At 43.1% G+C, this 14,024-nt stretch carries 12 protein-coding genes; all 12 read right to left on the bottom strand.

The genetic code is table 11. From position 1 onward, the window contains the following. Positions 1-35: 35 nt before the first annotated feature. The 12 genes from lapB to tig all read right to left on the bottom strand — a co-directional run bounded on the left by lapB (position 36) and on the right by tig (position 13,674). A complete protein-coding gene (lapB, locus tag QQK21_RS18235; RefSeq protein ID WP_284193601.1) occupies positions 36-1,205 on the bottom strand; it encodes a lipopolysaccharide assembly protein LapB in 1,170 nt (389 codons plus the stop codon). A gap of 36 nt (positions 1,206-1,241) precedes the next feature. After that, on the bottom strand, positions 1,242-1,514 hold the full coding sequence (locus tag QQK21_RS18230) for a LapA family protein (protein WP_284193600.1): 273 nt from the start codon (positions 1,512-1,514) through the stop codon (positions 1,242-1,244). Positions 1,515-1,744: 230 nt separating this feature from the next. Continuing rightward, positions 1,745-2,026 carry an integration host factor subunit beta gene (gene ihfB, locus QQK21_RS18225; protein ID WP_114787216.1) on the bottom strand — a complete coding sequence of 94 codons (282 nt, stop codon included), beginning with the start codon at positions 2,024-2,026 and terminating at the stop codon, positions 1,745-1,747. Positions 2,027-2,236: 210 nt separating this feature from the next. Continuing rightward, positions 2,237-3,907, bottom strand: coding sequence for a 30S ribosomal protein S1 (gene rpsA, locus QQK21_RS18220; protein WP_284193599.1), 1,671 nt, complete (start codon positions 3,905-3,907; stop codon positions 2,237-2,239). A 103-nt stretch (positions 3,908-4,010) separates the two neighbouring features. Next, positions 4,011-4,691: a (d)CMP kinase gene (cmk, locus tag QQK21_RS18215; RefSeq protein ID WP_284193598.1), complete on the bottom strand. Its 681-nt coding sequence runs from the start codon at positions 4,689-4,691 to the stop codon at positions 4,011-4,013. A gap of 137 nt (positions 4,692-4,828) precedes the next feature. After that, positions 4,829-5,128: a ComEA family DNA-binding protein gene (locus QQK21_RS18210; protein WP_431313141.1), complete on the bottom strand. Its 300-nt coding sequence runs from the start codon at positions 5,126-5,128 to the stop codon at positions 4,829-4,831. A gap of 137 nt (positions 5,129-5,265) precedes the next feature. Next, positions 5,266-7,125 carry a peptidylprolyl isomerase gene (gene ppiD, locus QQK21_RS18205; protein ID WP_284193597.1) on the bottom strand — a complete coding sequence of 620 codons (1,860 nt, stop codon included), beginning with the start codon at positions 7,123-7,125 and terminating at the stop codon, positions 5,266-5,268. 202 nt (positions 7,126-7,327) lie between these two features. Next, the gene (locus QQK21_RS18200) at positions 7,328-7,621 is read right to left on the bottom strand and encodes an HU family DNA-binding protein (protein ID WP_284193631.1); all 294 of its coding nucleotides are present in this window, start codon (positions 7,619-7,621) and stop codon (positions 7,328-7,330) included. 171 nt (positions 7,622-7,792) lie between these two features. Next, complete coding sequence (gene lon / locus QQK21_RS18195; RefSeq protein WP_284193596.1) at positions 7,793-10,144, bottom strand: endopeptidase La; 2,352 nt, start codon at positions 10,142-10,144, stop codon at positions 7,793-7,795. 136 nt (positions 10,145-10,280) lie between these two features. Next, positions 10,281-11,564: an ATP-dependent protease ATP-binding subunit ClpX gene (clpX, locus tag QQK21_RS18190; protein ID WP_284193595.1), complete on the bottom strand. Its 1,284-nt coding sequence runs from the start codon at positions 11,562-11,564 to the stop codon at positions 10,281-10,283. A gap of 70 nt (positions 11,565-11,634) precedes the next feature. After that, the gene (clpP, locus tag QQK21_RS18185; RefSeq protein WP_284193594.1) at positions 11,635-12,264 is read right to left on the bottom strand and encodes an ATP-dependent Clp endopeptidase proteolytic subunit ClpP; all 630 of its coding nucleotides are present in this window, start codon (positions 12,262-12,264) and stop codon (positions 11,635-11,637) included. A gap of 105 nt (positions 12,265-12,369) precedes the next feature. Continuing rightward, positions 12,370-13,674, bottom strand: coding sequence for a trigger factor (gene tig, locus QQK21_RS18180; RefSeq protein WP_284193593.1), 1,305 nt, complete (start codon positions 13,672-13,674; stop codon positions 12,370-12,372). Positions 13,675-14,024: the final 350 nt, after the last annotated feature.

Raw genomic sequence — 14,024 nt, 5'->3', positions numbered from 1 at the left:
TGCAGCGAACAGAAGGTCTGTTAGCTGCATTATGATTATTCTCCATCCAATCCTCGGATTGGTTTGATCGTCCCCCAACCTTTACAAGAAGGACAATGCCAATACATAGAGTGTGTTGAAAATCCACACTTACGGCATCGATAGTGAGGTTTAATCTTCAGCTGCTCACCAACCAGTCGCTGCAGTGTTTGAAGGCTGGCCTTTGCTCGCCCTTCTTCTGCTTCTGCCAAATGATAATCCATCAAACGATAAAAGCCTTTCATGGTTGGATTCTTGACCAACTGACGTGTCAAAAGCTCCTGTGCAGAGCCTGAGCCTTCATGTTGAGCAACCATCTGAGCAAGCATCAATTCTGCAGACACACCTGCTTTCGCTGCAATACATTTGCGTAGAAAGTCGAGGAGATCTTCCTCTCGACCTAGGTGATGGTAACAGTCGGCTAGTGTTGGTAATACTTCACTAACAAAGTCAGTATCTTGCTCAAGTACCATCTCCATGTACTTTATTGTTTTGACGTAATCCTCATTTTCTAGGTGCAGCTTACCAAGTGCAATACTCGCTCTAGCACATTTCGGATCTTCTGATAACGCTCTTTTGAAATGCAAAACAGCACGATTGCTATCCCCTTCGGCTTTCTCCTGCATGGCAAGCTCACACCAAAAATGAGCGATGCTGTTGCGCATACGCTTACGACCCATTTTGACTAATTGAGAGGCATACTGAATGGCTTTTGACCATTCTCGAGTTTGCTGATAAATAGCCACTAATTGTTGCAATGCCGCTTCTCTGTGCTCAGGCTCTTCAACAAGCTGTTCGAAAATTTTCTCAGCACGATCAAGAAAGCCTGATGCCATGTAATCTTTAGCAAGTTGTTGAAGTGCTATGTTTTTTTGGTCGATAGTTAAACCAGATCGTGAGATTAGATTCTGATGGATACGTATTGCTCGGTCGACTTCACCTCTTGAGCGAAACAAGTTCCCCAAAGCTAAGTGAGTATCAATAGTTTCATTGTCGACTTGGAGTAGTTCAATGAAGTGATCAACGGCTTTGTCAGACTGATCAGACAAAAGCAGGTTCAAACCCGTCACATACTGGCGGGAAATCTGATTAGAGTGCTTCTGTTTATCTTGCTGGGCACTACGGTTACCCATATACCAACCATACGCTGCAGCAATTGGTAGAAGCAAGAAGAGTATTTCTAACATTGAGTAAAAAGCTTACCTATAACACTTAATTTGGCGTTAACCTGTTGAGGTTGATTCTTCAGAAGGTGACAATTTCTTCACCTGCTTTTTTAGCTTACGTATCTGTAGCTGGGAACGCAAATGGAGACCACCAAATATGAGCCAAGCCAACACAAAGCCACTGACAAATATCACACCCAGCAAGGTGGAAAGATGAAATTCGCCTTGCGCTAATAAATAGTTGAAATTAACAACTTCTTGATTTTGCGAACCTAAAGCCAAAGCAATAAGAAACAAGGCCAGCACGATAACAATTTTAATAATTTTCATATCAGGTCACCTGAGTGAATGTCTGCCGATACCGATTATGCAGTAAATCCCGTAAACAAACCATGCCTATCTTGGAATTTCATTCTTTAAAGACCCCATCCCTCGGAAAAAGTAACCTAAAGTCCCCTTGTTGACCATAGGTTACAAAGAAAACGAATCGTTAAAGCGAGCTATTGATATAAAAAAACGGCAAACAAATGTATGCCGTTTTTCAAAAATTAGAATGGGATTTAGCCGATATTAACACGCTCTCGCAGCTCTTTACCCGGCTTAAAGTGAGGGACATGTTTTCCATCTAGCTCCACTTTTGCACCAGTTTTAGGATTACGGCCCACTCGAGGCTCACGATAGTGAAGAGAAAAACTACCAAAGCCACGGATTTCAATTCTATCGCCAGTTTCTAGTGTCGAAGCCATGTGTTCCAAAATGTCTTTCACAGCATCTTCAATTTCTTTAGCTGAAAGATGGGTTTGCTCTGCACAGAGCCTTTCAATCAGTTCAGACTTAGTCATAGTTTTCCTCGTAGAGTATTTTATCACTTATTATAGTAAGTAATACCAATTCCAACAAACACTTGGTAACTATTCTAGACACAAAAATGAAGCTTTGCTCGGCGAAGCATCGTATTTTTTGAGTGACTTGATGAGATTGGTATTAAAACTATTTTAGTTCAATTGATAAAAAAGGAGCCTTTCGGCTCCCTTTTTTATAAAGGAGAGTTATTATTCGCCTTTAGCTGCTTTGAAAGCATCAGCCATTGCATTACCAAATGAAGCCTCATCAGCGTTATTTAGTGTTGCCATTGCTTCTTGCTCTTCAGCTTCGTCTTTAGCTTTAACAGATAGGTTGATTACGCGATTCTTACGGTCTACACCAGTAAATTTCGCTTCAACACTATCGCCAACGCTTAGAACTAGAGAAGCGTCTTCTACACGGTCACGAGAAGCTTCAGAAGCACGGATGTAACCTTCTACACCTTCTTCAAGCTCGATAGTTGCACCCTTTGCGTCTACTGCAGTCACAGTACCGTTAACAAGTACACCTTTCTTGTTGTCCGCAACGTAAGCATTGAATGGGTCATTTTCCATTTGCTTAACGCCTAGAGAGATACGCTCACGCTCTGCATCTACTGCTAAAACAACTGCTGAGATTTCATCACCTTTCTTATATTCACGAACGGCTTCTTCACCAGCAACGTTCCATGAGATATCAGATAGGTGAACTAGACCATCGATGCCACCTTCAAGACCGATGAAGATACCGAAGTCAGTAATAGACTTGATCTTACCAGTTACTTTATCGCCTTTAGCTTGTGCTTCAGCGAAAGATTGCCATGGGTTAGCTTTACATTGTTTTAGACCTAGAGAAATACGACGACGCTCTTCATCGATCTCAAGAACCATAACGTCAACTTCATCGCCAACATTGACAACTTTAGATGGGTGAATGTTCTTGTTAGTCCAATCCATTTCAGAAACGTGAACTAGACCTTCTACACCTTCTTCGATTTCAACGAAGCAGCCGTAATCTGTAAGGTTAGTTACACGGCCAGATAGTTTGTGACCTTCTGGGTAACGCTTAGCGATAGCTACCCATGGATCTTCACCTAGCTGCTTAAGACCTAGAGATACACGTGTACGATCGCGGTCAAATTTAAGAACTTTAACTTGGATTTCATCACCAACATTAACAATCTCAGAAGGATGCTTAACACGCTTCCATGCCATATCTGTGATATGAAGAAGACCGTCAACGCCACCTAGATCTACGAATGCACCGTAGTCAGTTAGGTTCTTAACGATACCTTTAACTTCTGCACCTTCTTGTAGAGACTCTAGAAGCTCATCACGCTCAACACTGTTTTCAGACTCGATAACAGCACGGCGAGAAACAACAACGTTGTTACGCTTCTGATCAAGTTTGATAACTTTGAACTCTAGCTCTTTGTTTTCTAGGTGAGCTGTATCACGAATTGGACGTACGTCTACTAAAGAACCTGGAAGGAAAGCACGAATACCGTTGAGTTCAACAGTGAAGCCACCTTTCACTTTACCGTTAATGATACCAATAACAGTTTCAGCTTCTTCGTAAGCCTTCTCAAGAACAATCCAAGCTTCGTGACGTTTAGCTTTCTCACGAGAAAGTTGAGTTTCACCGAAACCATCTTCAACAGCGTCTAGCGCTACGTCGACTTCAGAACCAACTTCAACTTCAAGTTCGCCTGCTGCGTTCTTGAATTGTTCTGCTGGGATAGCTGACTCAGACTTAAGACCTGCGTCAACAAGAACAAAGCCGTTCTCGATAGCGACTACAGTACCTTTAACAATGGTACCTTGTTGAAATTCGGTTTCGTTTAGAAACTCTTCAAAGAGTTGAGCAAAAGATTCAGTCATTTATTTAATCTTCAATACATTAAACGTCCATGGGTATCCTACCACATGGGGTTATTAACTTCGCCGATCATCATCCATGCGATCAACGTCCTTATTTGGCAGCCTATACTACCAACTTAGATTCGATATATTGTAGCGCCTTTTCTACCACTTCGTCGATACTCATCGTAGTAGCATCAAGCAAGAGCGCGTCTTCTGCAGGCCTCAACGGCGCAACCAGACGATTACGATCGCGTTCATCACGCTCTTGTATTTCGCTCAAAAGGTCGCCAAATTTAACATTTAAACCTTTATCTTGCAACTGTTTAAGCCTACGATGTGCACGTTCTTCAGCGCTTGCATCTAGGAATATCTTGGCTTCTGCATGTGGAAATACGACTGTCCCCATATCTCGACCATCAGCAATCAGACCAGCGCCGCCTTCAAAGGATCGTTGACGACGCAGCAAAGCTTCTCGTACACGTGGCAATGCTGCGACTTTCGACGCCGCCATGCCCGTCTCTTCTGTACGTAGTTCCCCAGAGACATCCTCACCTTCGAGAATCACTTTGACTAACTCCCCTTCAGCAATAAACTGAACGTCTAGGTGAGTCGCCAAGGGAACCAATGCCTCCTCTGAATCAAGATCGACACCATGATGAATTGCTGCCAATGCTAAAACTCGGTAAATAGCTCCCGAATCAAGTAGTTGGAAACCAAGCCTTTTAGCCAACAGCATACAAAGAGTACCTTTACCCGCACCACTTGGTCCATCAACAGTGACAACCGGCGTATGAGATGACATGCATTACTCCATATTAATTGAAAACAACTGCATTAATACAGCCCATCATTTGGCGTAAAATTATAGAGGTTATCACCTAACTGTACCAGAGTGTATTGAAGGTAATTCAACAAAAAGGAGCGCAAAGCGCCCCTTTTTCAAAGTTTTATCCGACTTCGGTTTTTATCAACCAAAGAGAGACCAATCCCTTTTACTTGAGCTAAATCCTCCGCGGTTTCAAAAGGTCCATTTTCATTTCGGTACCTAACAATTTCTTGAGCTTTTTTGAGTCCGATACCACTGAGAAGGGTCGCCAATTCCTCCTCCTGCGCTGTATTAATATTTACTGTTATGTCTATTTGTGCATATTTATCATTGACTGGGGTTGTCTGTGAATACCCTATTGAACTGTGACAAGCCAATACCAACAAAATTGCTGTCGAAAGATGTCGTATCATAGTGTCTTCTCCTCATATTGAATCCGACCTTATATACGATAAAACAAATACTACGTTGGACGAGTGATAGGTAAGAAAATTAAAACGGGCTGCACTTGCAGCCCGTGGTATTAATACTATCAATTTCATCCAATCACTTACTGGGAAACTGCATAATACTTGATGTCCGTAGTTTTACGGAGAATACTGATAAGTCCAGACAGGTCTTGCTGGGCATTCACTTGAACCAATTGAGTGCCAATTTGCTGGTTATACTGCTCATTGACCTCTGATTTCACACCGGTCAGTTCAACGACTATGATGTCACCATTGAAGTCTTTTGCCTGACCAAACTCCGGCTTACCATCTTCTGGTTTCCGCATAGCAAATATAACGTCTGCCAAAGGAGAACTACGATCCACACTTTCAGATTCATCAAAAGAAAGGTCGTTTTTCTTCATCAATTCTTGACTGCCTTTTTTAAGCTCGGCGACAAGGTTGTCAGCCAGTTCGATAGCCGTTTGCTCGCCTTTCACTTTCGATAAAGAGGCAACCACTTGCTCACGAACGTCATCTAAAGGCAACACTTTCTCTTCACGGCTATCTGAAACGCGCACAACAACAACATGTTCAGGAGCCACTTCGAGCACTTCCGAGTTAAGACCATCTTCTTTCACTTCAGGGCTCTGAATGGCTTGGACAATCGCAGGTGTATTCAATAGCTCAGGCAGATCCGATTCAGAAACAAAGTCTGTGGTGTGGATATCGACGTTGACCGCTTTTGCAGCATCCTCTAGAGAATCTGGATACTCAAAGGCCACTTTTTCCAATTTGCTTTGCAATGCATAGAATTCATCGATAGCTTTTTGGTCTTGAATCTCTCGCTTAATATCTTGCGCAACATCTTCATATGGCTTGATAACGGAACCTTTGAGTTCATCAAGTTTGATAATATGGTACCCAAAGTCAGATTTTACTAGTCCTGTGGTATCACCGACCTTTTTCAAAGCAAACGCTGCTTTTTCAAAAGCTGGGTCCATCACATCGCGTTCAATCCAACCTAAAGCGCCTCCCTCTGAAGCACTGCCTACATCATCAGAGTTTTCTTCTGCCAATGTGGCAAAGTCTGCCCCTGCAGCGACCTTGTCAAGAATTGACTGCGCCTTAGCTTTGTCATCACCTTCAACTAAAATGTGACTTACGCGGCGTTGTTCCTCTGAGGAATACTTATCTAGATGTTGCTGATAATACTCTTCTGCCTGCTGATCAGAAATCTCAATCGTGTCTTTTAATTGCTGAGCTGACAGCTCAATATAAGAAAGTTTGACCTGCTCTGGGCGAGTATATTTGTCAGAATTTTGCGTGTAATAATCATTAATTTCGTCTTCGGACAATTCTGCTTTGGCAGCAAAGTCTGCAAGTGAAAGAGTGACTTTCTTAATCTCACGTGTTTGAGTCAGCAGTTTACTTTGAGCTTCGACTTCCCCTTCCAGAGAAAAATCACTGCTCTGAATTGCACTTAACAATTGATTTCTCACTAGATCACGACGTAAGTATTCTGCAAAGCTATCTGGGCTAAAACCTGCACGACGTAGAGTCGCTTGATACACGTCTTGATCAAACTTACCCTCTACTTGGAATTGAGGCATATCGACAATCATTTTCCTAACTTGCTGATCACTGACACGCAAACCTAGCGATTGAGCATGTTGCTCCAAAAGTAGGTCATTGACCATGCGATCCAGCACTGACTTACGAAAAGATGCCACATAGCTTGGGTCTGCCAACAAATTCGCAAAATAGTCGCCAAGCTGAGCTTGCATACGATTTCGCTCGTTCTGGTAAGCCTGTTCAAACTCACCACGACCAATCTCCATACTGCCTACTTTTGCAGCAGAGTTGTTGCTGCCACCTACGATATAGCTACTTACACCAGCAAATACAAAAGATAGGATGATAATCCCAAGGATAATTTTAATCGCGATGCTATTGGCGCCCTCGCGTAATCGATCCATCATAATTTAACCACTCTCCACGTGCAGTTCATTCTCGTTAAATCAAAACTGTCACGACATACGTTACAATAAAAATCAGATAGCGCGATGATATCAGAAAAAGAAATGCGCATCAGTATGATGCGCATATTTTAAAAAGGTTCGATAGAACTGCCTATATTGGCTTTTTTTAAACCAACAATCTGCTTCTGTATATCGGCAAATATTAGTTACAAGAATCCTTTAGCGCCTTGCCCGCTTTAAATGCTGGGACTTTAGCCGCTGCTATTTTAATTTCTTCACCCGTTTTAGGGTTACGACCAGTACGTGCAGCACGAGTACGTACACTGAACGTACCAAACCCAACTAACGCAACTTGATCACCTGACTGGAGTGTATCGCCCACTGCTTCGATAAATGCGTCTAGAGCGCGACCTGCTGACGCTTTTGAAAGGTCAGCGTTCTGTGCAATTTTTTCTACTAATTGTGTTTTATTCACTGTGATTCCCCTTTGCGCCACCAATGGTAATTTTTTAAAGGCAGCTTTCGTTCCATTCCAATTTAAAACTAACCTCAACCCTTACCCAACAAGGCCTGAGGCTATGTGGGTAACGTTAGCTCTCAAAAAAAAAGCTGACAAGCCTTTTTGTGCTTATCAGCCTAATCTTTTATTTATTTTTGCTACACATCACTATTTTACAGCAGCAATTTCGACACCTGACGGGTCTTTTTCTAAGGCAACTCTAAGGACATCATCAATCCATTGCACAGGTATAATCTTGAGATCAGCGATAACGTTATCTGGAATTTCTTCCAAATCTCGCTCATTATCCTTGGGAATAAGCACCGTCTTAATTCCACCACGATGGGCCGCCAGTAACTTTTCTTTAAGACCGCCTATAGGTAAAACCTCGCCTCTCAGGGTGATCTCTCCTGTCATTGCGACTTCGGCTCTAACAGGGTTACCAGTCAAGCTTGAGACTAAAGCAGTACACATCGCAATACCGGCACTTGGCCCATCTTTAGGCGTCGCACCCTCTGGAACATGAACATGAATATCTCGTTTCTCGTAAAAGTCCGTATTGATACCTAATCGATTGGCGCGAGCCCGAACAACGGTCATCGCAGCTTGTATAGACTCCTGCATGACATCGCCCAAAGAACCCGTTTGAGTCAGTTTCCCTTTACCTGGCATAGCTTCGGTTTCAATCGTTAGCAAATCTCCGCCCACTTCTGTCCAAGCAAGCCCCGTCACTTGACCAATACGGTTGCTACCATCCGCCTTGCCAAAATCATGACGCTGAACCCCTAAATAATCTTTTAGGTTATCCATAGTCACTGTGACGGTTTTCAAACTAACATCAAGCAAAATATTTTTCACTGCTTTGCGGCATATTTTCGATATTTCACGCTCTAGATTGCGGACGCCAGCTTCACGAGTGTAATAGCGGATAATACCAATAATGGCTGAGTCCGTAATCTCCAGCTCTCCGTTTTTCAGACCGTTGCGCTGAATCTGCTTATCCACTAGATGACGCTTAGCAATATTGAGTTTCTCGTCCTCGGTATATCCAGACAAACGAATGACTTCCATACGATCAAGCAAAGGACCTGGAATGTTCATCGAATTTGATGTTGCGACAAACATCACATCAGATAAGTCGTAATCCACCTCAAGGTAGTGATCATTGAATGCACTATTTTGTTCTGGATCAAGCACTTCAAGCAGAGCAGATGAAGGGTCTCCACGCATATCAGAGGACATCTTGTCGATTTCATCTAAAAGAAATAGTGGGTTTTTCACCCCAACTTTAGACATTTTCTGGACAAGTTTGCCTGGCATGGAACCAATATAGGTTCTGCGATGGCCACGAATTTCAGCTTCATCTCGCACTCCACCTAATGCCATTCGTGTATATTTTCGGCCTGTCGCTGCAGCAATAGAGCGCCCCAAAGAAGTTTTACCGACACCAGGAGGCCCAACCAAGCACAAAATAGGCCCTTTGAGCTTATTAATACGATTCTGTACTGCGAGGTACTCTAAAATACGTTCTTTTACGCGCTCTAAGCCGTAATGGTCTTCATTTAGCACTTCTTCGGCTTTAGCCAGATTCTTTTTCACTTTAGAGCGCTTGTGCCATGGAACACCAAGCATCCAGTCAATGTATCCACGTACTACTGTCGCTTCCGCAGACATTGGTGACATCATCTTAAGTTTCTGCAACTCTTGCTCGGTTTTTTCTCTAGCTTCTTGAGGCATCTTTGAATCAATGATTTTTTGCTTGAGGGCCTCAAACTCATCAACACCATCCTCACTCTCACCTAACTCTTTCTGGATAGCCTTCATTTGCTCGTTGAGATAGTACTCGCGCTGAGACTTTTCCATTTGCTTTTTCACCCGTGTTCGGATGCGTTTTTCAACCTGAAGCAAATCTATCTCAGATTCCATTTGCCCCATCAGAAATTCTAAACGCTCTGTAATATCGAGTGTTTCTAGAACAATCTGCTTATCTGAAAGTTTGAGTGGCATATGGGCTGCAATAGTATCAGCGAGGCGAGCCGCTTCATCAATACCATTAAGCGATGTCAGTACTTCCGGTGGGATTTTTTTATTGAGTTTGATGAAGCCTTCAAATTGGTTGATTGCGCTGCGAACAATCACTTCTTCTTCACGCTCATCAAGCTCAGAGGTCATTAGATATTGGGCATCTGCAGTGAAGAATTCTTCTTCAGCAAACTTATGAATTTTTGCGCGCTGCTGACCTTCCACCAATACCTTAACCGTTCCATCAGGGAGTTTGAGCAACTGAAGAATAGTCGCCACTGTACCAACACTGAACAAATCATCTTTAGTTGGTTCATCGGTTTCAGCTTTTTTTTGAGCAACCAGCAGTACTTGCTTGTTGTTATCCATCGCAGCTTCGAGGCAAGCGATTGACTTTTCACGTCCAACAAACAAAGGAATTACCATGTGCGGGTAAACGACTACATCTCTTAGAGGTAGTACAGGGATCTCGATACGTTCGGAACGTTCCAAGTTCATATTCTTCTTCTTCTCTCTTCCGCTTAGTCTTATGAGGAGTATATGGGGGCTAATTGGTTGGATTCAATGAAAGAACAAAAAAAAGGAGGTAAATCACTACCTCCTCAATTTAATCCTAAATTTATGTGAATCACACTTAAGATTCTGCACCTGCGGCTTGATTGTCAGAGTTGCTGTAGATAAGCAAAGGCTCTGATTCACCATTAATAACCGATTCATCAATCACCACTTTACTCACGTCGGTCATCGATGGAAGTTCATACATGGTCTCAAGTAGAACACCTTCTAAGATAGAACGTAAACCACGCGCTCCCGTTTTACGCTCCATCGCTTTCTTCGCTATGGCTCGTAATGCATCTTCACGGAATTCTAACTCAGCGTCTTCTATTTCAAACAATGCTGCATATTGCTTTGTTAATGCGTTTTTAGGCTCACACAAAATTTGAATCAGCGCTTCTTCGTCCAACTCCGTAAGAGTGGTAGTCACTGGCAAACGGCCGATAAACTCCGGTATCAAACCATACTTGACCAAATCTTCTGGCTCAACCTGTGTAAAGAGTTCACCCACTGTTTTGGTTTCATCTTTCGAACGAACCTCGGCACCAAAGCCAATTCCCGTTCCGGTTGCAACACGCTGCTCAATGACTTTGTCTAGCCCAGCAAAAGCACCACCACAGATAAAGAGTATCTTAGACGTATCTACTTGAAGAAACTCTTGTTGAGGGTGCTTACGACCGCCTTGAGGCGGCACAGAAGCAACGGTTCCTTCGATCAATTTCAGCAGTGCTTGCTGAACGCCTTCTCCGGAAACATCTCGGGTAATTGAAGGGTTCTCAGCCTTACGTGAAATTTTATCGATTTCGTCAATGTAGACAATGCCACGTTCCGCTTTTGCTACATCGTAATCACACTTTTGCAGCAGCTTTTGGATGATGTTCTCAACGTCTTCACCCACATAACCAGCTTCAGTAAGCGTTGTCGCATCAGCCATTGTAAACGGAACATCGAGAAAACGAGCCAGTGTTTCTGCCAGCAATGTTTTACCGCTACCGGTTGGTCCAATGAGAAGGATATTACTCTTGCCAAGCTCCACCCCTTCACTGGTCGTATCTCCATTACGTAAACGCTTATAGTGGTTATATACGGCTACCGCTAGCACTTTCTTAGCGTAATCTTGGCCAATCACATAATCATCTAGATGGTCACGAATTTCTTTAGGCACTGGTAATGCTTCAGATTGTTTCTTTGGTAACACATCTTTAATTTCTTCTCTGATGATATCGTTACACAAGTCAACACATTCGTCACAGATGTATACGGATGGGCCGGCGATTAGCTTGCGAACTTCGTGCTGGCTTTTGCCGCAGAAAGAACAGTAAAGAAGTTTACTACTACCGCTCTCTTTGCTTTTATCTGTCATTCGCTAACCTCTTAGCCTTTACTCATTATGATCTGAGTGTATATCAATTATAGCCAAAATGCTCTGGCAATTATTGCTCACTGCGATGAGTCAGTACAGCATCAACTAAACCGTAATCTACGGCTTGTTGCGCAGCCATAAAGTTATCACGGTCAGTGTCGCGCTCAATAATATCGAGCGGTTGTCCCGTATGCTCAGCAAGCAACTTGTTAAGTTTTTGCTTAATGGTCAATATTTCTTGAGCATGAATTTGAATATCTGATGCCTGCCCTTGGAAGCCGCCAAGTGGCTGGTGAATCATCACTCGTGAATTGGGAAGCACATAACGTTTACCTGGCGCACCACCAGCTAATAGAAATGCTCCCATAGAGCATGCTTGACCCATACATACCGTACTCACATTTGGCTTGATGAACTGCATAGTATCGTAGATAGACATACCCGCTGTCACACTACCGCCAGGAGAGTTGATGTATAAGAAAATATCTTTATCAGGATTTTCAGACTCTAAGAAAAGTAACTGCGCCACCACAAGGTTTGCCATGTGGTCTTCTACTTGACCTGTTAGGAAAATCACGCGTTCTTTTAATAAGCGAGAATAAATATCGTAAGAGCGCTCACCACGGGAAGTCTGTTCGACCACCATGGGTACCAGTGCGTCTAGAATGGGTGACATTGCATTTTTTTCTTGGTAGCTCATATTGTTATGTCCCTAAAATAAATGGTCCGGATGATAAATACCACACGGACCATTGTTAGCAGAAGAGTTAACGTTCCGTCAACCTTGTACGCAAGATATTGCTTATTAAGCTGGTTGCTGTTGGTTCATTAGCTCGTTAAAGCTAATCGCCTTTTCAGACACTTGCGCCTTAGCAATAATGGCATCAATAGCTTGCTCTTCTAGAGCAACATTACGCATGTTATCCATCATCTGAGTATTCTGCTCGTAGTAGGCAATCACTTCAGATGGGTCTTCATAGGCCGTAGCCATCTCTTCAATCAGAGCTTTCACCTTGTCATCATCAGCTTTAAGCTCTTCAGACTTGATCACCTCACCTAACAATAGACCAACCATAACACGACGCTTTGCTTGCTCTTCAAATAACTCACGCGGAAGCTGAGCAGCCGCCTCTGGGTTACCACCGAAACGCTGAGCAGCCTGCTGGCGTAGAGTACCAATTTCTTGGTCAATCAGGGCCGCAGGAACTTGGATTTCGTTCTCTTGAACTAAACCTTCTAATGCTTGCTCTTTGATGCGATTTTTAACTGCTTGCTTAAGCTCGCGTTCCATGTTTTTGCGTACTTCAGCTTTCAGTGCTTCAATACCACCTTCAGAAACCCCAAACTTAGCAACAAATTCGTCGTTAACTTCAGGAAGCTCGCGGGCTTCAACTTTGTTTAGTTTAATTGCAAACTTAGCCGCTTTGCCTTTTAGATTTTCAGCATGATAGTCTTCAGGGAAAGTCACATCGATTTCGAATTCCATACCCGCAGTTTTGCCTGCGATACCATCTTCAAAACCAGGAATCATACGGCCAGCACCCATCTCTAGTGGGAAGTTTTCTGCTTTGCCGCCTTCAAATTCTTCACCATCAATAGAGCCAACAAAATCAATCGTCGCTCGCTTGCCTTCTTCAGCCGCTTCTTCCACTTCTACCCAAGCCGCTTGCTGCTTGCGTAACGTTTCAATCATTTCGTCAACATCTGAATCTTGAACTTCGGTGGTTGGCTTTTCAACAGAGATATTCTCTAGGCCTTTCAGTTCAACCTCTGGATAGACTTCGAAAGTTGCGTTGAAAACAAGATCTTCACCCTCTTTATTTTCTACAGGAGCAAAAGTAGGTGCGCCTGCTGGGTTGATTTTCTCTTTTACAATCGCTTCAATAAAGTGACGCTGCATCACTTCACCCATCACGTCCTGACGTACTGCTTTGCCGTACATCTTAGCGACCATTTTTAATGGCACTTTACCTTTACGGAAGCCATCAAAACGGCGGTTTTTTGCGATGTTGCGTAGTTCAGCTGTCACAGCATCTTCGATGTTGGCAGCTGGAACAGTAATGTTAAGACGGCGCTGTAGGCCTTCTAGCGTTTCAACAGTAACTTGCATTATTCATTAACCTCAAAACTGGCTCAAATTGAAACTGAGCATATGAACTCGACAAAAAGTTCATCTTCATTGGTACTCAAAGAGCACTATTTGTAAATCGAGAATCGATAACCAAACGAGTCAGTCACCGGACTAATTAGTGATCTCTTTATTGATTCAATCGCAAAAGCTATCTCCGATTAGCCTCAGGATAAAATTCAGACGCCGCATTCTACCGACCTGATCGGTTACTGTCGAGCTTATACCCAACATCACTTAGCCTTCTGACCTAAAAACTCCACCAACCGCTAAAAAAAACGTCAATTAATCAGACGACAATTTTTCAAATGGGGCCTTTCATCACTTTTTCA

Origin of the sequence: Vibrio zhanjiangensis, assembly GCF_030161235.1 — a bacterium.
Taxonomy (GTDB): Bacteria; Pseudomonadota; Gammaproteobacteria; order Enterobacterales; family Vibrionaceae; genus Vibrio; species Vibrio zhanjiangensis.
The sequence above is the reverse complement of the archived record's forward strand: the minus strand, read 5'-3'. Positions and strand labels throughout refer to the sequence as shown.